The organism is Adlercreutzia muris, from assembly GCF_041223505.1.
GTDB classification, from domain to species: Bacteria; Actinomycetota; Coriobacteriia; order Coriobacteriales; family Eggerthellaceae; genus Adlercreutzia; species Adlercreutzia muris.
Window position 1 is genome coordinate 382,251 of record NZ_JBCLQK010000001.1, and the last position, 23,137, is coordinate 405,387.

Genomic DNA, 23,137 nt, shown 5'->3' on the forward strand with positions numbered 1-23,137 from the left:
TTGCAACTCTTCCCGGTCGGGACCACGGGGTATCCTGATTCGCTCAAACAGTCCTCGCTTTGGGGAACAGCCCACTGGACTGTTCTCGTCGCTGCGGAACTCGCTCGGTCAGAACGCCCCGTGTTCCCCCTACGCTCTACCTCAGCCGAGGTGCGACAGGAAGGAATTTCGGGTGGGCTCACCAAGCGAATTCCGCAGCGTGCATCCCATGCACGCGAGGACTGTCCGAGCGACTGAGCATTACCCGAAAGTCCGACCGGCGGTGACTTTTGATGGGCCCATCGTACCTGTCAACGGACCTCCGTCAACCGAGAAGGCCATAGGGGTTTTCGATAGCCGATCCCGCGAAACAGATGCCGCCGCTTAGAATTTCACCAGACCGCTTTCCCGATAGCGGTATATAATTCCTAGAAAGTTACTAGACTTTAACGAGCACCCGAGAACACGGAGCACCCCATGACCCTCCAACAGCTGCGCTACCTCATCGCCATTGCCAGCCACGGCTCCATCAGCGCCGCGGCCCACACGCTCTACGTGTCGCAGTCGAGCCTATCAGTGGCCGTGCGCGACATCGAGCGCGAGACCGGCGTCACCATCTTCGAGCGCTCCAACCGCGGCATCACGCTCACGAGCGACGGCGTGGAGCTGCTCGGCTACGCGCGGCAAGTGGTGGAGCAGGCCGACCTCATGGCCCAGCGCTATTCCGGTCGCGGCGATGGGGGCAACCAGGCCCAGCGCCTCGCCATCACCTCCCAGCACTACGCCTTCGTCGTGGAGGCCTTCCTGGAGCTGGCCGAGGAATACGAGGAGGACGCCTACAACTTCTCCCTGCGCGAGACCCGCACTGCCGAGGTCATCGAGGATGTGCGCGATTTCCGCAGCGATTTGGGCGTGCTCTATCTGTCGTCGTTCAACGAGAGCGTCATCGGCCACGCCCTAGACGATGCGAACCTCTCGTTCAACCTGCTGTTCTCCGCCCAGCCCCATATCTTCGTGAGCGCGAGCCATCCCCTGGCCGAGCGAACCGAGGTCACCCTGGACGACTTGGCAGCCTGGCCGCGCTACGCCTTCGAGCAGGGCAACGCCAACTCGTTCTTCTATGCCGAGGAGCCCTTCGCCGAGCTTCCCCACGGCAAGCGCATCGCCGTGAGCGACCGGGGCACGCTATCGAACCTGCTGGCCCACCATGATGGCTACACCATCTCCACCGGCATGCTGTCGAGCGAGATGCACACGGGCATTGCCAGCGTTCCTTTGGCCACCAAGGAGCTCATGCGCGTGGGCTACATCGTGCACAACGAACGCCAGCTGTCTGATTTGGCCCAACGCTACATCGAGAAGCTGAGCCTGTTCGTGGAGGGCTACCAGATCGGCCTGGCGGGCCTGTAGGCAGCGCCCGCAACGTATCCGAGAGCCGCCGAGCGGCCTTCTCAATCCCGCGGCTCCATATCCAGCAGGTCGAACAGCTCCTGGCGCGTGTGGATGTCGAGCTTCTGGTAGATATGGCGCACGTGGGCCTTCGCGGTGCCGTTGGCGATAACGAGCTCTCGCTCGATGATGCCCACGGTCTTATGCTGCGCCAAGAGGAGCAGTACCTCCTCTTCCCGGGCCGAGAGCTTATAGCGCCGCGCTATCTCGGCGCAACGGTCGGCCAGCTCCTGCTTGCGGGCCAAGGCCGCCGAATCGGTGCCCCCCGAGAGGAAATTCGCGCCCCAGCGGCTCGTGAGATCACGCTCCGAGAGGAGGATAGTCGTTGCCGCCACCACGGCCACCAGGGCCAGCAACGCCACGGCCATATCCCCCATCGCGCCCAGTATCTCCTGACTCTCCACCGCATCCGCCGTCATGCGCCCGAGCCACATGACCACCTGGCGCACCCCGCGCTCGATGCCGAACAGCCAGATAGCCGACACGCCGAAGCGGTAGCAGATGTTCGCCATGATGAGCATGATGATGATCGACTGGGCCGTATAGGCGCCGCTCATGCAGAAGTTCGCGGCCTGGCCCTGCACATAGCCGAACAGCGGCACGATGGTGAGGGCCACCACCACGAGCGGCAGAGCGACCCGGTATATGAGGCTGAAGTCGAAGCGGCCGCCGCGCATGGCGACGCCGAGGTAGACGAGCAGCGCCACCATCACGGCCCCGGGCGCAGAATGGGGACCGAAGGGACCTTGGTACATACCGCCCTCCAGCAGGCCGTAACCGAAGGCATAGGCCGCCATGAACAGCACCGCCTTCCACGGCACCGAGAAGCGGCTCCACGATGTGGAGGGCAGCTCGGCCGCAGGCAGGCTCGCAAAGGCCCGACGCGCCATCAGCAACGACGCCGCCGGCAGGAGCGCCGTCATGGCGAACAGCCACGGCAGCATAAAGCCGCGGTACACATACAGCACCAAGGCACCCGCCACAATGGAGGCGGAGTAGTACAGGGCGACGCGCAGGGGATTCAGGCAGCTGTACAGCTCGCTCCAAACGAGAATGGCGAGGGCAATGCCGAAGCCGCCGAGCAGCGCCGAGGGCACTCCCAAAGCCGAGGCCGCCTCCGCGTGCCAGCAGGAGGCGAACATCAGCACCGTGGAGGCGATCAGGGCCGCCGCGCACAGCGCGAACACGCTTCGCTTGTTGAAGAAGGGGCCGATATGGCGCGCCAACAGCGTGCAGCCCAGGGCCGTGGCCACCATCGTCCAGTCGAACAGGTCGCGCACCGGCACGCTCGAGGCCGGAAAGCCGACGAACGAGCCCACGAAGACGATCTCGATCCAAGCGCGATACACCCCCAGCCCCAAAAAGGCCACCGGCACGCACAGCGCCGACCACGGCACGCGCCGACCGTTGTGGCGGCCGGCTTCCTCTCCGTCCCGTTCGATTTCCACCGCGGCGTCCTCTCTCGCCGCCGACCCGCGCTCAGCCCTCACTGCAAATCCACCCTCACTGTAGAACCTCCCTCCGCCATCGGGGAGTCCCCGACCACTCCACGATTATAGAAGATAGGATCCCGCGCTATTCCCTCATTGCGGATACTTCTGCTCATAATTGGAAAAATAAGGGGTTATACCAGGGGGTTATATATCTGATCAGAAAGGGGTTACGTTTTTTACACCCCCGAATCCCGCAACGGACGATGGGCAGGACGGCCCCGAGGCGCTAGGGTACGAGCAGCGCCCGCAATGCGATGGGGCGCAACCGGTCTATTCACTAGGAGGGAAACTATGACCACCATTTCTCGTCGCGACCTGTTCAAGTTCGGCGGCGTGGCGGCCGCCGGCGTGGCGGGTGCCAGCATGCTGGGTGCCTGCTCGCCCCAGCAGCCCACCGCGGCCACTGGCACCGGCTCCGAGAGCGCTGCCGCCGCCGACGGAACCCCGGCGTTCTTCGTGAAGCCCGAGCCCATTACCGACATCGCCGAGACGAAGGACTACGACGTCGTCGTCATCGGAGCCGGCGCCGCCGGCGTGCCCGCCGCCATCTCCGCCTTCGAGGCGGGGGCCAAGGTGGCCCTGCTGCAGAAGGAGGCCACGGCGGTCTCCCAGGGCAACACGTGCGATTCCATCATCGTCGAGGAAACGGCTCCCGGCGGCGTGGAGGCCGTGGTCTCCCTCGTCAACGCCGACTGCTGCCACCTGTCCGATCGCGAGCAGGTGCGCCTGTGGGCCTACAACTCCGGCGAGGCCCTGAAGTGGCTGTGGGGCATCGGCGAGAAGGCCGGCGCGCAGATGGTGGACTCCACCGCGAAGTGGACCGGCGCCATCAAGAACGTCAACGGCTACGACGTGTCCTACTTCGCCTTCGACTTCGGGCCGAAGCCCTACAACACCGGCGACGGCATGCGCGACATCGCCGATTGGGCCGAGCAGCAGGGCGTCGAGATCTTCTACTCCACCCCGGCCGCCCAGCTCGTGCAGAATGAATCCGGCGCCGTCACCGGCGTCATCGCCGAGGGCTCTGACGGCTACATCCAGTTCAACGCCGCCAAGGGCGTCATCGTGGCTACGGGCGACTACGAGAACGACGACGAGATGATGGCCTACTACGAGCCGGCCATGGCCAATATCTACCGCAAGGAGCAGAACAAGACCGGCGACGGCCAGAAGATGATGGTCTGGGCCGGGGCGAAGATGGAGGATGCCTGCGGCTCCAAGGTGCAGCACGACTTCGATGCAGGCCCGGGCTCCATGGCTGACATGCCCTTCCTCGCCGTAAAGAACGATGGCACGCGCTTCTGCAACGAGGCAGCCTGCGAGATGGCCGTCATGGGCAACTTCCTGCGCAGCGAGGCCGACCAGGGCTGGTACTCCCAGATCTTCGACAGCAACTATATGGCCGACACCGAGGGCTGGCCGGGCGTGGCCCTGCCGCCGGAGGCCATGGCCAGCTACATGCCCGAGGTCGAGGGCGAGAAGACCGGCGTCTACGAGAGCCTCATCAACACCTTCTCCGCCGATACCCTGGAAGAGCTCGGCGAGAAGCTGGGACTGACCGACGTGCCGACCTTCGTCGCGACCGTCGAGCGCTACAACGAGCTGGCCGAAGGCGGCATCGATGAGGACATGGGCAAGCCCGCCCAGTTCCTGAAGGCCATCAAGCAGCCGCCGTTCTATGGCATCCATCGCCACATCGGCCTGTCCACCATCATCCACGGCGTGAATGTGAACGCCGATATGCAGGCCCTCAACGACGAGGGCGAGCCCATCGAGGGCCTCTACGCCATCGGCAACTGCGCCGGCAACTTCTTCGGAAGCCCCGACTACCCCATGACGGTGCCCGGCCTGTCCCTGGGCCGCTGCCACACCCAGGGCTACGTCGTCGGCCGCGCGGTGGCCAGCAAGTAAAACGATCCCGCACCCTCCCCTTCCAGGGGCCGCCCTCCTCCCGGGCGGCCCCTGCCCTTTTCTCCACATCGGTCGCTCGAGGGCCGACGGACGAACATTTCGCAGATAGCGGAATTTAACCACCGTGCAACAGGGGCCGTAGTAGAATAGGGCCAACACCCGTTTCGTCGTAAAGGAACTTTCCATGGCCCCAGAGCCGGACGATACCGCCTCCGCCCTCGCCGCGCTGGGCATCGAGGGCGTGCTCTCCCACATGCCCGGCGGCTTTTTCGTCTACCGGGCCGATGCCGACGAAGGCCTTATCTACGCTAACGAGGCCTGCTGCCGTATCTTCGGCTGCGATGACTTGTCCGCCTTCAAAAGGCTCACCGGCTTCACCTTCCCCGGCATGGTCCACCCCGACGACATCGTCCGGGTTGAGGACTCCATCGCCCGCCAGATCGCGGCCGACCAGTTCGATATGGACTACGTAGAGTACCGCATCGTGCGCTCCGACGGAGCCGTGCGCTGGATCGAGGATTACGGCCACTATGTGGAAACCAAGGCCGGCCCCCTTTTCTACGTGTTCATCAACGACGGCACCGAGAAGCACGAGCGGCATCGCAAAGAGCTCGCCTCCGTAAGCGCCGAGCTCGCCGAGGCCCACGTGCGCGAGGCAGAGCATCGCAGCATGCTGCGCGGGGCGCTGTCCCAAGCCGAAGCGGCCAATGTGGCGAAGAACGCCTTCCTCTCGAACATGAGCCACGACATCCGCACGCCGCTGAACGCCGTAGTGGGCTACGCCGAGCTCATCCGCGCGCACCTGAACGAAGCCGAGCGCGTGCGCGCCTATACCGATCGCGTGCTAGACGCTTCGCACCAGCTGCTCGATGTGGTGAACGAAACCCTGGAGATCAGCCGCATGGAGGCAGGCCATGTGCAGCTGGTAATGGCCGAGTGCTCGCTCTCCTCCGCCGTCGAGCAGGTGCGGCGCGATTTCGCCGAGACCGCGGAGCGCCGCGGCATCGCCCTGGAAGCCGACGTGTCCGGCATCGTGCACGATCGCGTTGAGGCCGACGTCGTGCGCCTCACGCACCTGCTTTCCCAACTGGTCGACAACGCCGTGAAGTACTCGCCGCCCCGTACCACCGTGCGCATCGTCGCCAGCGAGGAGCCGGGCAGCGCCGGCGGGTTCTCCACTTTCCACCTCACCGTGGCCGACGAGGGCATCGGCATGGACGCGGCCTTCACCGACCGCATGTGCCTGCCTTTCGAACGCGAGAACAACACGACGGCCTCGGGCGTGCAGGGTACCGGCCTCGGCCTGACCATCGTGCGGAGCATCCTCGATCTCATGCAGGGCGATCTCTCCGCGGAAAGCACGCCGGGCGCAGGCTCGGTGTTCACCGTCACGCTCACGCTGCGCGTGACCCACGCCGAGGATGCGAGAGAGGCCTTCGGCCGCCGCGAGCGCACCGGCGAGGTGCGGCGCATCCTACTCGTAGAGGACAACGAGCTGAACAGCGAGATTGCCTGCTGCCTTCTGGAGGACGCCGGCTACACGGTGGAAGTAGCGGAAAACGGGCAGGTGGCTGTCGAGCGGCTGAGCAGAGCCGACCCGTCCGCCTTCGATTTGGTGCTCATGGACATCCAGATGCCCGTGATGGACGGCTACGCGGCCGCCCGGGCCATCCGCGCGCTGCCCGACCCACTGCGCTCCACCGTGCCCATTATCGCCGTGAGTGCGAATGCGTTTTCGGAAGATCGGAAACGCTCCCTGGAAAGCGGCATGGACGCCCATTTGGCCAAGCCCCTCGACATCCACCGGCTCGAGCGCCTCATCGCCACCGTCATCGGCTAGCAGATGGTACCGCCGCCCACCACCACGTCGCCGTGGTAGAGCACCACGGCCTGGCCGGGCGCAGCGGCCCGCTGGGGCTCGTCGAACACCACGCGCAGCTCATCGTCGCCCGTCTGCTCCACCGTCGCCGCCATGGGGCGCTGGCGGTAGTGTGTCTTCGCAGTCACCGCGCACGGCGCCTCGATGCGCTCGACGGCGATGAGGTTCACATCGTGGGCCGTCACCTCCCGCACCTGCACCTCGGCGGCTGTGCCCACGACGAGCTGATTGGCCGCCGCGTCTTTCGCGAACACGTAGAGCGGCTCGGGGGCAGCCACGCCGATGCCCTTGCGCTGGCCTACGGTGTAATGGATAAGCCCCTTGTGCTCGCCAAGCACCTTACCCTCCCGGTTCACGATCTCCCCCGGCTCGAAAGCTGCGCCGCACCCGCACCGCCGCCCTATGAAGGCGGCGTAGTCGCCGTCGGGCACGAAGCAAATATCCTGGCTCTCGGGCTTCTCGGCCGTTGCGAAACCGTGGGCGCGGGCGAGCTCGCGCACCTCGGGCTTGGTCAGCTCGCCCAGGGGAAAGAGCATATGGGCGAGCGCGTCCTGGGTAAGGTGGTACAGCACGTAGCTCTGATCCTTCGCCGCATCCCGCGCCCGCAGAAGCCGCCAGCGGCCGGTTCGCGCATCCCAAGCGCGGCGAGCGTAGTGGCCCGTGGCCACAAAGCCAAGCCCCAGCTCGCGGCGGCGGCGCTGGAGAGCATCGAACTTCAGGAAGCGGTTGCAATCGATGCAGGGATTGGGCGTAGTGCCCCCAAGGTAGGCGCCGCAGAACCGGTCGATGACCGCCTCGCCGAACAGCTCGCCGAAATTGAACGTGTAGTGGGGCACGCCGAGGCGCCGGCACACGGCCCGGGCATCTTCCACATCATCGGCCGAGCAGCACGACGAGTCGCAGTCGGGCGCTACCACATCGGCGCCGAAGAGCTTCATGGTTGCGCCCGTCACCCCATAGCCGGCCTCGCTGAGAAGCAGGGCGGCCACCGACGAGTCCACCCCGCCGCTCATCGCCATCATCACCGTGGGGCCCGCGCCCGCGGCGGCATCGTCGAAAGCTCCCCCGGGAAGAGGCGCCCTACCCTGCGCCTTTGCGGGCGCATTTTCCATCCGTTCGTCCATGGCGCCATCATAGCACGGGGGCTATCGGCTATGCTAGCACCCATGCAGGGGTACGGAAGATGTCCACGGCACGCCGGGGGCCTTCCGTTGAGAGGGCGGTGCCGCCCAACCCTTCGAACCTGTCAGCTAACACTGTCGTAGGGAGCATGCCCACCAGCACAAGGCGCTCCGCATACGGGCGCTTTTTTTGCTTCCGGAAAGGATCGGTTCCATGACCCGGATCGCCGAAGCCGAGCAGCGCGGCCTCATGGCCGCCGCCGTGCGCGAGGTGCGCGCGGCCAACCCGCTCGCGCCCTCTATCACCAACACTGTCACCCAGAACTTCGTCGCCAACGCCCAGCTGGCCGTCGGAGGCTCGGCGGCCATGGTGTACCTGCCCGACGAGGGCGAATGCGTGGCGGCCCTCGGAGGCGCCGTCTACATCAACCTGGGCACGCTTCTGCCCGTGTACGAGGAAACCGTCCCGCGCACGGCCCGCGCCTGCGCCGAGGCGGCCAAGCCCTGGGTGCTCGACCCGGTGGGCGTCGGCATCGGCAGCCTGCGCACCGAGCTGATCCGCGCCGTGAAGGCGTGGCCTGCGGCCATCGTGCGCGGCAACGCCTCGGAGATCATCGCCGTGGCCGAGCTGTGGGGCCTCGATGCGGCCGCCGACAACGGACGCGGCCCGCGCGGCGTGGATGCCACCGACTCGGTGGAGGCCGCCCGCGCCGCCGCCGTGGCCATCGCCCGCTTCTCTGGCGGCGCCGTGGCCGTATCGGGTCCCACCGACCTCGTCACCGACGGCGCCGTCGTCGTGCGGGCCGAGGGCGGAAGCCCGCTTATGTGCTCCGTCACCGGATCGGGCTGCTCCCTCGGCGGCGTGGCGGCCGTCTACGCCTGCGTGGCCGACCCCCTCACTGCGGCACTGGCCGCCACGGCCGCCTACAACCGCGCCGGCGCCCAAGCGGCCGAGCGCTGCAGCGGCCCCGGCAGCTTCCAGGTGGCCTTCCTCGACGCGCTGGCCGCGCTTACGCCCGAAGAAGTCGCCGATGCGCCCTTCGCCTTCGAGGAAGCCTGATACCCGAACGAGACATCCCGCCGAAAGGACTTTCATGAACACCCTTGTCGCCGTTGCCATCGCGCCCTTCGGGGTGGGCGATGAGCTGGCCCCCTACGTGGCCGAAGCCGTCCGCATCATCCGCGATTCGGGCCTGCCGCACCGCATGACCTCCATGTTCACCGAGATCGAGGGGCCCTGGGACGATGTAATGGCCATAGTGCGCGATGCCACCTTCGTCCTGGCCGACCAGGGCATCCGCACTGAGGTCATCCTGAAGGCCGATATTCGCCCTGGGCATACCGGCACCCTCACGCGCAAGGTGGAAGCCGTGGGGGAGCTGCTGGCCGAGTAGCCCCGGCACGGCGCGGCACTTCACAAGTTCGCGCCATCTGTGTGGAGGGCCTTGCGCTTTATCCTCGGGTCGCTATGATGCTTCCCCGACGAACCCGTAAAGCGAAAGGTGAACCATGCTGCGAAAGATTATCCAGATCGACGAGGAGAAGTGCATCGGCTGCCGCCTATGCGTTGATGCGTGCCACGAGGGCGCCATCGGCATGGTCGATGGCAAGGCGCGCCTTTTGCGTGACGACTACTGCGATGGCCTCGGCGACTGCCTGCCGGCCTGCCCCACCGAGGCCATCACGTTCGTGGAGCGCGAGGCGACGCCTTACGACGAGGCGGCCGTGGAGGCCCACCTCGCGGCCCGCGCATCCGCCGAGACCTCAGCCGAGGACATCCTCGACGCCGCCGTCGTCCGCACGCCGCGTGCGGGATGCCCCGGCAGCGCCGCCCGCACCCTGGCCCCCAGCGGCTGTCCTGGCAGCGCCGCCCGTACCCTGGTTGCGCCCGATGCGACCGCAACCGCCCTGGCCGCCGATGCCCTGCCGAGCCGCCTGGCCCAGTGGCCAGCTCAGATCAAGCTTGTGCCCGTGCAGGCTCCCTACTACCAGGGCCGCGGCCTGCTCATTGCCGCCGACTGTACCGCCTTTGCCTGCGCGAGCTTCCACGAGCGCTTCATGGCCGGCAATGTCACCGTCATCGGCTGTCCGAAGCTGGACGAGGGTTCCTACGCCGACAAGCTGGCCGCCATTATCGCCGCCAACGACATCACCTCGGTCACCATCGCCCGCATGGAGGTGCCCTGTTGCGGCGGTCTCGAGCGCGCCGCCGCCGAGGCCCACGCCCGCGCCGGCAAGGACATCCCCTTCTCGGTGGTCACATTCTCCATCACCGGCGAGGTTATCGCCTAACGGGCAGCCGCAGTGCCTTCCGCTTCCTCGGGGAAGGCCTCGTCGTAGGGCAGATCGCCCTCGCGGCGCACGAACTCATAGAGGAGCCGCTGGGTGGCCGGCAGCTCCTTCTTCTTCAGCTGGTGCTCCCACAACACGAGCACGTCCCAGCCCTGCTCCGCCAGGGCGGCCAGGTTGCGCTCGTCGCGCTCCCGGTTGCGGGCAAACTTCTCTTCCCAGTACTCGATGTTCTTCTTGGGCACCGACAGGTTGCACGCCGGGCAACGGTGCCAGAAGCACCCCATAACGAAAATGGCCTTCTTACGGCCCACAAAGGCCACGTCGGGACGGCCCGGAGCCTTCTTCCAATCGCAGCGGTAGCCGGTGAAGCCCATGGCGCGCAGCATCTGGCGCACCTTGATCTCGGGCTTTGTGTCCCGTCGCTTGTTTCCCTGCATCGATTTGCGCGTAGCCAGACTCACCACGCCGAAATCGTAGCGGCCCTTCTCGGGCGAAATTGTCATCGTCGGTTCCATTGACACCATTATACCCTTCCCCCGCCCGCCGACTTGCGGTATAGTGCTGGGCGACATAGCCTGCCGCCGGGTAGGCGCGAGCACTCGCCGCGTGCGCATCGTTAGGCCTTTGAAGATGCGCGCTCCGGGGGTGCTTTTTTATTGGCCGGCGGAAGGGCGGCGCAACCCGAGTCGCGAGATGGCTCGACGCGCGTTCCGGGCACACCGAGGCGCTGCAGTCCCACTCGCGCACCGCACGGGCGCACCCGCCCTTTCCACAACAAGAGGAGCATCATGAAATCGTTCGTGACTGAGGAATCCTTCTGGAACCTGTTCCCCGAGGCCCGTATCGGCATCGTCGTGGCCCACGGCATGAAGCCGACCGGCGAGGTGGCCCCCGAGGACGCCGCCGCCATCGCCCGTGCGCTCGCCGAAGCCAACGGGAAGGCCGACCAGCACCTGGAGAGCAACACCATCTCCCAGAACGCGGTGGTGGCCGTATGGCGCGACGCCTACCAGCAGTTCAAGACGAAGAAGGGCGCCCGCTGTTCCATCGAGAACCTGCTCAAGCGCGTGCTGAAGGGCAATCCCGTCGGCTCCATCACGCCGTCGGTGGACATCTACAACGCCGTGTCGCTCGCCCACGCGCTGCCCGTGGGCGGCGAGGACATCGACGCCATGGTCGGCGACATCCGACTGGGCATCACCGAGGGAGGCGACGCGTTCCGTCCGCTCGGCGAGGACGAGGACGCCCCCACGCTGGAAGGCGAGCTGTGCTACCGCGACGACGCCGGCGCCATCTGCCGCTGCTGGAACTGGCGCGACGGCGAGCGTACGGCGCTGACCGATGAGTCGGCGAAGGCCTTCCTCGTCATCGAGTCGGTGGACCCGGCCCGCGCCGACGACCTTGAGGCAGCCGTCGACCAGCTGGCCGACATGGTGCAGCGCTACCTGGACGCCGACATCTTCGCCAAGCAGATCATCACCCGCGCAAACCCCACGATGGTGATCGACGAGTAGCGCACTACGGCATCCGGCCCTCGCAATCTACGGTGACAGGCCCGTCCCTCTCCAAGCGGCCCGATCCCGCAACCGACCAACGGGCCATGCCGTGGTACCATAGCGCTGACCGTCAACGAGAGGAGACCGCCATGATCCCCGCAATGCGCCGCAGCAAGCAGCAGCTTCCCACCGAAGAGTGCGCCGCCATCCTGCGCGATGCCCCCTGCGGCGTACTCGGCACAGCCGGCACCGACGGGCAACCCTACGCCGTGCCCCTGAGCTTCGCCTACCTGTCCGCCCCGGCCGAGGGGGCGCCCCAGGGCCGCATCTACGCCCACGGCGCCGCCGTGGGCCACAAGCTGGACGCCCTGGCCGCCAACCCGCGCGTGTGCCTGACCGTGGTGGCCCAAAGCGAACCGGTGCCCGAGAAGCTCACCGACCGCTTCCGCTCCGCCATGGCCTTCGGGAGCGCCCGCATCGTGGAGAGCGAGGACGAGCAGCTGCTGGGACTGGTGGCCCTCGGCGAGAAGTACGCCCCGGATCTGCCCGCTACGGTGGACGAGGGAATCGCCAGCACCCTGCATCGCACCGCCGTCATCGCCATCGATGTGGAGAAGATCACCGGCAAGGAGGGCCTGGAACTGACCCGCGAGAGGCCCCGGTAGGATCGCCGCGGCGTCATCCGATCGCTTACATTCCCTTAAGGCCCACAGCCTTCTCGCTTACATTCCCGTAAGACTTGCGCCTTTCCGCCGCCGTCGCGTCGCGCTGCCCTGTACACACGCTATGATGAGCCCGTTGCAATCATCGGCACATCGGAACAGGGAAGGAGGCCGCGGTGGGAATGCTGCCCGATCGACTGAGCCGCCGCGAGTTCGCCATCCTGGCCGGTAGCGCCGCTGCCGTGCTCGTAGTCGGCGGAGGCCTCGCCCACGGCAGCCATCCCTCTTCGGAGTCGCATCCCTCCCCCGGCCTGCTCGCCCACGGCACCGAGGTCGTCAGCGCGCCGGCCGGCAGCGGAACCGCCGACGGCGGCCTTACCCTGGAGGAACTACCCTGGAACCTGCGCCTCGTCAACGGCACGCACCCCCTGCCCGAGGGCTTCGAGCCGCCCGAGCGCTGCGATATCCCCGGCACCGACGGGCTCGCCATCGACCGGCGCGTCCTCGACGACCTCATGGCCCTCCTCGATGGCGCGGCTGCGGCCGGCGTGCGCCCCGAGGTGTGCTCGGCCTACCGCAGCCACGACTACCAGGAGCGGCTGTTCGCTGCCCGGGCGCAGCGGGCCGAGCAAGAGGAGGGCCTGGCCGGGGCCGATGCCGAGGAGGCCGCTTCCTTCTGGGTCGCCCGCCCCGGCGCGAGCGAGCACGAGGCCGCCTTCGCCGTCGATCTCGTGGATGCCTCCTACCAGGAGCTGGACGAGGCCCAGGAGGCCACCGACACCCAGCGCTGGCTCATCGACCACTGCGCCGAGTACGGCTTCATCCTGCGCTACCCCACCGACAAGAGCGACGTCACCGGCATCGGCTACGAGCCGTGGCACTACCGCTACGTCGGCAAAGAGGCCGCCGGCGCCATTACCGCCAGCGGCCTCTGCTTGGAAGAGTGGCTCGACCAGTACCTCGGCTAAAGCCGAACGGCAAGGGCGCGGCCCCCGCCCTGCCGTGCCATTCCCCCTCCGCTCATAGATTCGCCTAAGAAAGTCAGCGAGAGCCCCCGGGCGTTCCATATCGGGCCACCTTCGCGCCAAGCGACCTTCGGTCGCGCCGTGGGCGAAACGAGGCCTGAGATGAAACGCATCCGGGGGCTCGCAGCGTCGGCAGATCCGACCGGCCGCCAGGACGGACGGAACCCTACAACATCCAAGGCTGCACGATGGTGATGGGCAGCGCGGCGCTCACGATCATGAGGCGCAGGACGAAGCCGCCGATAAGCACGCCGGCGTCGGACAGGGCGCTCACCATCTGGCCCGTGCGGGACGTTTCCAACTCATGGGAGGCGATCCACAGCATCCAGCACTCCAGCACCGTGGGCAGCACGAGGCCCACCACTACGAACAGCAGCCAGAAGCACACGGCCCAGCGGCCCGCGATCAGCGTCATGACGCTCTCCCAGCCCGCCGAGCTCGGGTTCGCCGCTGTCACGAACAGGAGCGCCGCCACGAGCACGAGCTCCACCACGGGCAGCCAGAAGTGGAACTTCTTCAGCACCACCACGGCGTTGAACTCATCGGGCGCCGCGAACACGCCGGCCAGCAGCACGGCCGCCATGCCCGTGGACACCGCGGACACGAGGAACAGGATGGGCAGCAGCGCCGTGTTCCACAGGGGGAAGCCCTGGCACACGCCGAGCAGGCAGCCGGTGTAGACGGCCACGCACAGGCCGAGCACCATACCGGCAATGTCGAGCCACTCGGGCACGGCCCGCTTCAGCAGATCCAGCGCGAGCACGATGAGGGCCACGATGACGAAGGCAGCCAGGAACACTACGCCCCAGGTCATCACCGAGCCGAAGTTGGTGAGTAGCAGCGCGAATCGAAGCGGATGGGCGAAGCCGGCGGCCGCATCGAACATGAGCAGGCACAGGCCGACAATCACCACGGTCGGGGCGATGATGCGGCCGATGCGCACGAGCCGGGCGCATGCAGGGTGGCGGAAGCGAATGAACACCGCCGTCACGAAGGCTCCGCCGCCCAAGCCGGCGAGGAAGAGATACCACGCGATGATGGATCCCCAAATAGGTTCGTAGGTCATCTCAATCACCTCACGTAATAGACTTTGGCGCGGGTCAGGTCGCCGGCGATGGGCTTGGCGCCCTTCTCGACGATGGCACGGGACACTGCGGAGTCGGGATCGTCCAAATCACCGAAGACGCGCGCGTGGGTGGGGCAGGCGTCCACGCAGGTGCAGGAGGCGCTCCCCTTCTCGGTGTGGGCCGCGCAGAAGCGGCACTTGTCCACGGCACCGGTGCGGCTGTTGCGCACGCGCACCTGATAGGGGCAGGCGCTCATGCAGTACAGACAGCCGATGCAGCGACCCTGGTCCACGGCCACGATGCCGTCGGCACCCACATGGGCCGCGCCCGTGGGGCACACGCTGGCGCAGGGGGCGTCGTCGCAGTGCATGCACTGGAGCGGCACTGTCTCCACGCGCACGCGGGGATAGGTGCCGGTCTCGGCCCGCTCATAGCGGATGAAGTCCTCGTCGGGATCCAGGTTATTCTGTCTCTGACAGGCTGTGCGGCAGGCGTAGCAGCCGACGCACTTAGTCGTGTCGATGAGCATTCCATAGCGTGTCATCATGCACCTGCCTTCCGCACGGTGACCATGGTCTCCTGCAGAAGCGGCGCGCCGTAGCCCCTCTCAAGGGCGAACGGCACGAAGCGCGCCTGGCGGATGCCCAAGCCATCGGCTTGCTGTTGCTCGTCGTCCTCCACGCCGTAGTGGCTCGCCAGGTACAGGGCCGTCGGCTCGATGAGCTCGGTCACGTGCACCCGCACCGGCGCGGAAGCGTACTCGTTCTCGATAACCACCTTATCGCCCTCGGCGATGCCGGCCGCCTCGGCCGCGGCGGCGTTCATCCACAACCCGTCGAGCCCGTATTGTTCGGCGATGGCGGCCAAGGGCGCGCCATTGGCGGTCTTGGTCGTTGTCTGAGGCGCCTGGTTGCCCGTGGTGAGGCGGTAGTAGCCGAACCCCAGGGCGTCGGGGGCCACGGTCGGCTCCACCCAGGTGGGGGTGGCGCTGTAGCCGGCCGCCTCGCAGGCGGCGCTGGCGCACTCCACCTTCCCCGAAGCCGTGGGCCACACCAGGTTCTCAGCCGTCAAGGAGGCCAGCGAACTCGTGCCCACGGCGGCGGCACCGGCGTAGGTGCACCCGCAAGCCTCGCACATCTCGGCAGCCGCGTCGGCCACGGAGAAGTTGAAGGCATCGGCCACATCGGCTCCCTGGGCCAGGCCGCTCACGATCTCGGCCACGGAACGGGCCTCGGGCACCACTGGCTCGATCACCGCCGACGACAGGTTCAGCACCGGGTGCACGGCACCAGTCACTGTGGGCAGCTGGTCGCTCTCGGACCACAGCTTCTCGGGCAGCACGAACTGGCAGCAGCGGGCCGTTTCGGTCATCTCGGGCGTCACGGCCACCGACAAAGTGCAGCGCTCCAGAGCCTCGCGCACGTAATCGGGATCGGGGTACTCGGCCGCCACGTTGGCATCCACAAGCAGCAGCCCTCGGATGGAACCCTCGTGGGCGAGGCGCAGAGCCTGGGGCGCCGCGCCGTCCCAAGCCAGAGCATAGACCTCAGCCGTGACGTCCACGGCCTCCACGGGCAGCGGCGAGACGGAAAGGTCGGCCCAGGCCGCCACGGGAGCGGCCAGGTAGGCCCCGCCGGGCACGTTCCAGCAGCCGAGCAGCGTGTTCACGAGGGCCGCGGCCCGGGCCAGCTCGCCGGTGTTGCCGTAGGAGCCGCCGAACAGCGCCATCCACGACAGGTCAATGCAGGCCGCCGGCGCCGCCTGGGCCAGATCGGCAGTCAGCGTCTCGATGACATCGGCGCCCAGACCGCATATCTCCGCTGCCCAGGCCGGGGTGTAGTCGGACAGCACCGCTCGCCACTGGTTCAGATCGGCCAGAGGCGCCTCGGCGCCCAGGCCGCGCTCCAGCAGCCCCCGAGCCACAGCCAGCACCAGGGCCAGCTCCGTGCCGGGACGCACCGGCAGCCACTCGGTGGCCAGGCTGCCCGAAGCGGCCAAGCGGGAGTCCACCATGACGACCTGGGCCCCTGCAGCCCGAGCCTCCCCCAAAGCCGCCACGGCCCCGGGGCTCGGCACCTCGACGGTGCTCGCTCCCAGGATGACCACCATTTGAGCCCGGGCGTAATCGACCTCGTAGGCAGTGAAGCCCGTGGCCTGGGCCAGGCCCGAGGCCACCGATACCGACGCGGTGGTGGCGTTCTCGTAGACGTTCGGGCTGCCCAGAGCGCTCATGAGTCGGCGGACGTACCACTGGGCCGTGGAGGTGCCGTCGGTGATGGCCGCCAAGGCCGACCCGCCGGCATCCTGCCGTATATCGGCGAGGGTGCGGCCGATCTGGCCGAGGGCCTCGTCCCACGAGACCGCCTCGTAGCGACCGTCCTCGGTGCGCCGCAGGGGGCTTTCCACCCGATCGGCCGAGGCGGCTGCCGTCGCCATGCCGAAACCGCGGGCGCACAGGGTACCGACGGCGTGGGGATCGGCAGCGTTCCCCACCACTTTGTCGATGTTCCCATCGACCACGTAGGCGGCATAGCCGCACTGATTGGGGCAGACGGTGCACTGGGTGTTCACCACGTCGGCCGCGTAGGCCTTCTCAGTGGTCGGCCCCGCGGCGCAGCCCGCGAGCGTCGCGCCCGACGCCGCCAGAGCGGCCCCCGCGACACCGGCGGCTACAAAGCCCCGCCTGGTTATGACCTTTGCTGACATTGCTCTATCCTCTCTTATGACAAGCGGAGGGACCCACAGGTTCCGCGAACCGGGGTCGCCCTAGGCTTCCACGAGGGTCGTCGTGGAAACAACGCCCCCATCGATGGCCTTCTGCGCGATATCTTCCCAATCGATGAACTTGATGGCGCCGTTGGGGCACTGCTCGGCGCAGCGGCCGCAGGAGACGCACTTGGTAGAGGTGCCGGTTTGGGCATTCACCTGGGGCATCCCCCACGGGCAGGCGGCCGAGCACATGCCGCAGCCGATGCAGGCGGCCTCGTCCACCACGCGCGCCCCCGTTTCCGCATCGGCGGAAATGGCGTGCACGGGGCAGTACTTGGCACACTGGGGATCGGCGCACTGCTTGCAGGATTGCACGGTGAACTGGCAGGAGCCGAAGATACCGTCGTTGGTATCCACGCCGGCACCGAAGTTGTAGTTGTCCCACACGCGCACGCGGGCGATGGACTGCTGAGCTACGCCATCGTTCTTCAGCGTGCACATCATCTCGCAGCGCTGGCAGCCAGAGCAGCGGGCGCGGTCGGTGACGATCATCTTCGCGGGCGTGGTGCGCAGCTCGATGCGACCCGAGGCGATAGACTGGGTCGTCACGCCCCAGGAGGCCAGCACGCCGCCGACCACAAGACCGGCAACGCCGCAGCCGGTCATGGCCAGCACGGTACGCCGCGTGAAGAAGGGCGGCTTCTTGTCGGCCGGGGCAGCCTCGGCGCCGGCAGCAACAGGAGCGGCCGCAGCGGGAGGCTGCTCGGTGGCCACAGTTTCAGTTTTCTGGGTGTCTGACATTTGAACTCCCCCTTGGAACGAAAGCAAGTCTTAGAGAGAACCCAAGATCGCGACGCCACGCAACGAGGGGAATCATAGTCATGGATGAAGAGTTTGTGTGCCCTCTTTGGGGGGAATTGTCCCCTGCTCGCCTTTCCTTTGAATCCCCATCGCCCTCACGTTGCCCGCCCGTTGAAAACTATCCCCTCATTGAGGGGAAGAGGACCTGCCCGCTCATATTTATACTGGTCAGTGACGATTACTCCAGATCGCGCCGATGGACCCACGCAACATGAGTACACGAAGAGATTTGGAGCTTCATCATGGCTGATTCAAAATTGGATCCCGGCACGTCCTATGGCTGGACCGGCAAGATCCTCCGCGTCAACCTGACCGACGGAACCATCTCGGTAACCCCGACCGACCCCTACAAGGCGTATCTGGGCGGCATGGGCATCGCCAATAAGATTATGTACGACGAGGTTGCCCCGGGAACCAACCCGCTGGCACCCGAGAATAAGGTCGTGTTCGCCGTCGGCCCCCTCACGGCCACCGGCGTGCCTTTGGCCGGCCGCACCACCATCGCCTCGCTTTCCACTTTCACGAAAGATCATCAGGTCGTCGATGCCCACACCGGTGGCATGATCGGTGCCGCCATCAAGAAGGCCGGCTGGGACGCTATCGTCATCGAGGGCGCCTCCGATGAGCCGGTCTATCTGAAGATCGATGACGACGACGTGGAAATCAAGGCCGCCGATAAGTACTGGGGCCTGGGCACCCGTGCCACCACCGAGGCGCTCTCCCGCAAGGAGGGCACCGATTTCTGCGTGGCCACCATCGGCCCGGCTGGCGAAAACCTTCTGCCCTACGCCTGCATCATCAACTCCCGCAACCACTCCGCCGGCGCCGGCACCGCCGCCGTGCTTGGCTCCAAGAAGCTGAAGGCCCTCGTCGTGCGCGGAACTCAGCCGGTATACGTGGCCGATCCGCAGGCCGTGGCCGACCTGTCCGACTACATGCTGCGCGAGATCGTCGGCTCCAACAACAACCACGTGGTACCCTCCACCCAGCAGGAATGGGCCGAGTACTTCGACAAGGGCAGCCGCTGGACGGCCCAGAAGGGCCTCACCTGGGCGCTGGCCGAGGGCGGCCCCATCGATACCGGCGAGCCGAAGCCTGGCGAGATCAACACCGTGGGCTACCGCTGCATGAAGTCCACTAAAGACGACGGCCCGGAGGCCGAGAAGTACACCATCAAGATGAACGGCTGCCATAGCTGCCCCATCCACTGTTACTCCGACCTGCGCGTGCCGACCAGCGCTGCGAATGGCGGCCACGAGACCACCGGCAACACCTGTGTACCCAACTTCCCCTTCAAGTATATGATCAAGATCCTGGGCGATCACACTCCAGTGGAGGACAACACCGAGGAGAGTCTGGTCTGGAACCAGGTCATGGGCTCGGTCGTGGATGATCTGGGCCTGTGGTGCAACTACGCGCAGCTCTATCGCGACATCGCCCACTGCTATGCCGCGGGCGTATTCGAGCGCGTGCTGCCCCCCGAGGAGTATGCGGAAATCCCCTGGGAGAAGTTCGACAACAACGACCCCACCCTCATGCCCCAGCTGCTGGCGAAGATCGCCCAAAACGACTCCGAGTTAGCCTACATCGGCCACGGCACCTACGTGTGGACCGAACGCTGGAACGATATGGGCTGGAACGACACCGCCGCCTCCTGCATGATCAGCCCCCGTGGCTGGCCGGTACATCATTCCCAAGAGTGCTTCGGTCAGGTGGGCATGCTCTACAACGTCATGTTCAACCGCGACGACATGATCCACTCCGCCGTGAACCTGCAGGGCTGCGGCCTTCCCATCGAGCTGAAGAAGGCCATCGGCGCCGAGCTTTTCGGCGACGAGAGCGCGGTGGACCCCGATAAGAACTACACCCCCATGAACGAGTACAAGGCGAACTTCGCCTGGTGGTCCATTGTCACCGACGTGCTGCACGACTCGCTCACGCTGTGCAACTGGGTGTGGCCCATGGCCATGTCCCCCACCGCCGCCCGCGACTACCGTGGCGACCTTGACCTGGAGGCGAAGTTCATGACCGCCGTCACCGGCGAGGACTACACCACTGAAGATCTGTACAAGATGGGCGCGAAGATCATGACGCTGCAGCGCGCCAACACCGCCCGCGGCATGACCGATGCCGCCGGAAACATGGGCACCAACGACTTCCGCGCCATCCACGACGTGTATACCGAGTGGCCCTTCACCAAGGATCCGGACATCGAAGTGTTCACCGAAGGCACCGACAAGATGGACAAGGAGGACATCCAGACCGGCCTCACCATGCTCTACGAGTGCTTTGGCTGGGATCCCAAACTGGGATGCCCCACCGTTGAATGCCTCGACTACTATGACATGCCCGACGTGAAGGAGGACCTGGCCGCCCTGGGGCTGCTCCCCGACGCCTAGAACCACCCACCGCGGCTGCGAACTCGTCGACCGCCTGGACCCCCCCCCGTGAGCTCCGAAGAGCTCCCCCTTCGTGAGAACGCCCCCGCACTCCGCGGGGGCGTTCGGCATTGCAGGACCCCTATCCTTGCAGGCACTCGGCATTGGAGCAGCCCCGCCCCTTCCTCGCCGGCGTTCTGCCTTGCGACGATCGCGCTTTCGCTGACGTTCGGCATTGAGGCGGCCACGCTTCCGCCCGAACCCGGCATTGCGGCAGCCGCGCTTTCGTCCGCACCTGGCATTGCGGCAGCCCACACCTCCGGGTCAAAAGGCAGGTTAAGACACCAAACATCCCATTTTCGACATGCCGGCAGCATTTTCTGTCCCATAGGCCCTGTTTGGTGCTTCTCGAAGCATATTGTTTCAGCAGTGGACTGTTCTGAACGGGGGTTTTGTCGATGCCTGCACCAAAGACCCTGTTTAAGACACGCAAAAAAGCACCAAATACCCCTTCTCCGACAAAAATTTCTTGAAGATGTCAGAAACGAGCCGTTTGGTGCAACAGGGCTGCGCGGGGGCCGTCGGCGGGGGCTGCCGGGGGGGGAGGCTGGCTACCCCGCGGGGGACCGCCAGTGGGAGCTGCCAGGGGAGCCGCTCGCGGGGGCCGCCAGGGAGGCTGCCTGGCGGGGGCTGCCGGGGGCTGCTCGCAGAGCCCCGCGGGGGGCCGCCGGTGGGGGCTGTCCGCGTCTGTCGGAAAAGGGGTGTTTGGTGCTACGCCGAACGCTTGGAGGGAGGCTGCGGCTTCTTAGACGTTGCGAAGGCGCTCGACGGCGTCCCACTCGGCAAGGGCTTCGGCCCGGCGGGAGCTGAGAAAGCGGGTAGAGTAGAAATACACATCGCCATTGGAGGCGCAGGCGCGCTCGATGTCATCGGCACGGCCCTGGGCGCGAGCCTCGGCAAAGGCGGCCTCTACGGCTTCAGCGCCCATAGAGAAGGGCTCGTTGGCCAGACTCGTTCGAGCCATGGGGCGCGGATACACCGCCGACTCCTCGCGCACGCACTCGATGAACGTGGTTACCGGATCGTCCTCGGCGGCGAGGAAGGCCCAGCGGGCGTAAGCATCGGTCATGGCGGAGGCGTCGTAGAGGTAGTAGCTGGAAGCGCCCATGAGCAAGCGAATATGGGCGCAGTCGTAGGGAGACTGGGGGGTTTGCGCAGCTGCGTCCGGGGAGACCCCCTCGGTCGAGTTTTCCGATTGCGGCGCTTCCTCGGCCGATGGAGCCGGGGGCTCTGACTCGCTCGGGCAGCTCACCTCGGTCGGAGCTGCCGGACATTCCGATTCGCTCAGACAGTCCTCGCTTGGCGGAACAGCCCATTGGGCTGTTCCAGTCGCTGCGGAACTCGCTCGGTCGGAACGCCCGACACCCCTCCTACACTCTTCCGTTGTTGGGGAGTCGGCCAGTGACTCCGTTTCGGCCGGCATCTCCTCCTTCGCGGGATCGTCCTTGTGCTTGAAGGGGGAAGCACCGACGCAGCGGCCGTTGGAGGAGGAGAAGGCGGAGTGCACATGCCGGTTCACAGGCCGGACCGCCTGGGCCGACCCCTCCCCTGCCGCCCCGGCACCCTCGGGCACCGGCTCGCCGTGCTCCATGAGCGCCTCGTAGACGGCCATCTCCACGTCCTCGGCCGTCATGGCCGGGGGCACGAGGCCAGCCGCTGCCCACTCGCAGGGCCGGCTCAGGCAGCTTTTCCGCGATGCCTCGCGCACAGCCTCCAGCACCAGGGCTATGGCCTCATCGCGCCGCTCGTCCTCGGAGACCCCTTCCTTGAAAGGCGATGCGCTCGCATCCTCGCCGAGCGGCACTTCGCCATGGGGCAATTCGGCGGACACGTCCTCGCCGGCGGCCTGGGCCTCGGCCAGAGCAATCACCGCCGCACGAATCTCGTCTTCCTCGCGCACAGCGCTCACCTCCCGCTGGGACGCCCTGCCGGACAAGGCCATCCCGTTTCCGAAACGTGGGGCGACCTTACCCGGTAGGGTTGCCCCCCTTCGAGTCCTTAATCCTCCAGCAACTTCATCAGCATATCGTTGCGGGTATCGCGCAGGGAGCAATGCTCGCACATCAGGCAATCCACCCCGTAGAGGTCGCAGGGCACCATAGCGTCCAGCTCCTCAAGGCCGGCCCCCTCCCGCACGAGAAAGTCGCCCACCAAGGCCCGCACCGCTTCCACGGAAAATGCCAGCGTGTTCGCCTTACCCGCGGGCACACCGCCCACTGCGGCCCGTACCTCGTCGGTCGTCAGCGCCAGCGCCTCCTGGAGGGTGCGCCCCTCGATCATCGTGCACGTCACGCTGGCACAGCCGGTCATGGCCAGACAGCCTCGCGTCTTGAACCCCGCCGCCTCAATGACGCGCGTGACCGGACTCACGCGGGCGAACAGACGAAACGCCACCTCTCCGCGCTTCGATTTGCCCACCATGGCCTGGGCGTTGAACCCCTCGGGCCGACCGCCGTTGCGATAATCGGCCACAATGGACAGCAGCTGCTCGGAGTAGCCGGCCACCTCGTCCATCGACTCGGTCTGATAGGCGTCGGCCGTGCGCAGCAGCACGCGGGTCGGCGGCTCATGGTAGACATCTCGCTCGCTCATAGGGCGACCTCCTTCTCGACAACGCAACGGAAGGCCCACGGTCACTCACCTCGGCCCTCCCCGGGGTTTATTCCAGCCTACCATGACCTTTTCGCGCAGATTCCCCTCTTTCAGGCGATGTCATTTTGCAAATACGTAACAAGATGGAAGCAGCGGCAGAAAC

19 protein-coding genes are annotated in these 23,137 nt (G+C 66.5%); 10 read left to right on the forward strand and 9 right to left on the reverse strand.

From position 1 onward, the window contains the following. Positions 1 to 456: 456 nt before the first annotated feature. On the forward strand, positions 457 to 1,389 hold the full coding sequence (locus AAK988_RS01500; protein ID WP_016310562.1) for a LysR family transcriptional regulator: 933 nt from the start codon (positions 457 to 459) through the stop codon (positions 1,387 to 1,389). 41 nt (positions 1,390 to 1,430) lie between these two features. Here the strand turns inward: AAK988_RS01500 and AAK988_RS01505 are convergent, their stop codons facing one another. Further along, complete coding sequence (locus AAK988_RS01505; protein ID WP_369880289.1) at positions 1,431 to 2,876, reverse strand: LuxR C-terminal-related transcriptional regulator; 1,446 nt, start codon at positions 2,874 to 2,876, stop codon at positions 1,431 to 1,433. Positions 2,877 to 3,212: 336 nt separating this feature from the next. Here AAK988_RS01505 and AAK988_RS01510 point away from each other — a divergent pair, with 336 nt between their 5' ends. Together AAK988_RS01510 and AAK988_RS01515 are read left to right on the forward strand one after the other, a co-directional pair. Beyond that, entirely contained in the window at positions 3,213 to 4,832 is a 1,620-nt protein-coding gene (locus AAK988_RS01510; protein WP_242369869.1) for an FAD-binding protein, read from the forward strand. Between the two features lie 184 nt (positions 4,833 to 5,016). Further along, a complete protein-coding gene (locus AAK988_RS01515; RefSeq protein WP_369880290.1) occupies positions 5,017 to 6,672 on the forward strand; it encodes a PAS domain-containing hybrid sensor histidine kinase/response regulator family protein in 1,656 nt (551 codons plus the stop codon). Here the strand turns inward: AAK988_RS01515 and mnmA are convergent. Further along, positions 6,669 to 7,823, reverse strand: a complete 1,155-nt coding sequence (gene mnmA / locus AAK988_RS01520) for a tRNA 2-thiouridine(34) synthase MnmA (RefSeq protein WP_369880291.1) — start codon at positions 7,821 to 7,823, stop codon at positions 6,669 to 6,671. The two genes, AAK988_RS01515 and mnmA, sit on opposite strands and share 4 nt — an antisense overlap. Positions 7,824 to 8,046: 223 nt before the next feature. Here mnmA and thiM point away from each other — a divergent pair, with 223 nt between their 5' ends. The 3 genes from thiM (at position 8,047) to AAK988_RS01535 (ending at position 10,124) form a co-directional block, all read left to right on the forward strand. Further along, complete coding sequence (gene thiM / locus AAK988_RS01525; RefSeq protein ID WP_369880293.1) at positions 8,047 to 8,892, forward strand: hydroxyethylthiazole kinase; 846 nt, start codon at positions 8,047 to 8,049, stop codon at positions 8,890 to 8,892. Between the two features lie 34 nt (positions 8,893 to 8,926). Next, positions 8,927 to 9,226, forward strand: coding sequence for an MTH1187 family thiamine-binding protein (locus AAK988_RS01530; protein ID WP_369880294.1), 300 nt, complete (start codon positions 8,927 to 8,929; stop codon positions 9,224 to 9,226). 115 nt (positions 9,227 to 9,341) lie between these two features. Next, positions 9,342 to 10,124: an ATP-binding protein gene (locus AAK988_RS01535; RefSeq protein ID WP_369880295.1), complete on the forward strand. Its 783-nt coding sequence runs from the start codon at positions 9,342 to 9,344 to the stop codon at positions 10,122 to 10,124. On the opposite strand, the gene AAK988_RS01540 is transcribed toward AAK988_RS01535, so the two are convergent. After that, the gene (locus tag AAK988_RS01540; RefSeq protein ID WP_236759047.1) at positions 10,121 to 10,627 is read right to left on the reverse strand and encodes a very short patch repair endonuclease; all 507 of its coding nucleotides are present in this window, start codon (positions 10,625 to 10,627) and stop codon (positions 10,121 to 10,123) included. The genes AAK988_RS01535 and AAK988_RS01540 overlap by 4 nt on opposite strands. A 285-nt stretch (positions 10,628 to 10,912) precedes the next feature. Between AAK988_RS01540 and AAK988_RS01545 the strand changes: the two genes are divergently transcribed. The 3 genes from AAK988_RS01545 to AAK988_RS01555 all read left to right on the forward strand — a co-directional run bounded on the left by AAK988_RS01545 (position 10,913) and on the right by AAK988_RS01555 (position 13,250). After that, a complete protein-coding gene (locus AAK988_RS01545; protein ID WP_369880296.1) occupies positions 10,913 to 11,638 on the forward strand; it encodes a B3/B4 domain-containing protein in 726 nt (241 codons plus the stop codon). A 131-nt stretch (positions 11,639 to 11,769) separates the two neighbouring features. Then, the gene (locus AAK988_RS01550; protein ID WP_160324729.1) at positions 11,770 to 12,285 is read left to right on the forward strand and encodes a pyridoxamine 5'-phosphate oxidase family protein; all 516 of its coding nucleotides are present in this window, start codon (positions 11,770 to 11,772) and stop codon (positions 12,283 to 12,285) included. 179 nt (positions 12,286 to 12,464) lie between these two features. Further along, positions 12,465 to 13,250, forward strand: a complete 786-nt coding sequence (locus AAK988_RS01555; RefSeq protein WP_369873207.1) for a M15 family metallopeptidase — start codon at positions 12,465 to 12,467, stop codon at positions 13,248 to 13,250. Positions 13,251 to 13,473: 223 nt separating this feature from the next. On the opposite strand, the gene nrfD is transcribed toward AAK988_RS01555, so the two are convergent. From nrfD to AAK988_RS01575, 4 genes are read right to left on the reverse strand one after another with little or no spacing between them, the layout of a single operon-like run. Continuing rightward, positions 13,474 to 14,373: an NrfD/PsrC family molybdoenzyme membrane anchor subunit gene (gene nrfD, locus AAK988_RS01560; RefSeq protein ID WP_242369863.1), complete on the reverse strand. Its 900-nt coding sequence runs from the start codon at positions 14,371 to 14,373 to the stop codon at positions 13,474 to 13,476. 5 nt (positions 14,374 to 14,378) lie between these two features. Further along, a complete protein-coding gene (locus AAK988_RS01565; protein ID WP_160324741.1) occupies positions 14,379 to 14,918 on the reverse strand; it encodes a 4Fe-4S dicluster domain-containing protein in 540 nt (179 codons plus the stop codon). Continuing rightward, positions 14,918 to 17,080 (reverse strand): molybdopterin-containing oxidoreductase family protein, encoded by a 2,163-nt coding sequence (locus AAK988_RS01570; protein WP_369873109.1) that lies wholly within the window; start codon positions 17,078 to 17,080, stop codon positions 14,918 to 14,920. The genes AAK988_RS01565 and AAK988_RS01570 overlap by 1 nt, the downstream gene beginning before the upstream one ends. Positions 17,081 to 17,140: 60 nt before the next feature. Next, positions 17,141 to 17,884, reverse strand: a complete 744-nt coding sequence (locus tag AAK988_RS01575) for a 4Fe-4S dicluster domain-containing protein (protein WP_369873108.1) — start codon at positions 17,882 to 17,884, stop codon at positions 17,141 to 17,143. Between the two features lie 302 nt (positions 17,885 to 18,186). On the opposite strand from AAK988_RS01575, the gene AAK988_RS01580 reads away from it, so the two are divergent. Next, a complete protein-coding gene (locus AAK988_RS01580) occupies positions 18,187 to 20,343 on the forward strand; it encodes an aldehyde ferredoxin oxidoreductase (protein WP_289636094.1) in 2,157 nt (718 codons plus the stop codon). Between the two features lie 784 nt (positions 20,344 to 21,127). Here AAK988_RS01580 and AAK988_RS01585 read toward each other — a convergent pair. Both AAK988_RS01585 and AAK988_RS01590 read right to left on the reverse strand, forming a co-directional pair. After that, positions 21,128 to 22,324 carry a YdhW C-terminal domain-containing protein gene (locus tag AAK988_RS01585; RefSeq protein WP_369873107.1) on the reverse strand — a complete coding sequence of 399 codons (1,197 nt, stop codon included), beginning with the start codon at positions 22,322 to 22,324 and terminating at the stop codon, positions 21,128 to 21,130. Between the two features lie 56 nt (positions 22,325 to 22,380). Continuing rightward, complete coding sequence (locus tag AAK988_RS01590; protein ID WP_369873106.1) at positions 22,381 to 22,974, reverse strand: iron-sulfur cluster assembly scaffold protein; 594 nt, start codon at positions 22,972 to 22,974, stop codon at positions 22,381 to 22,383. Positions 22,975 to 23,137: the final 163 nt, after the last annotated feature.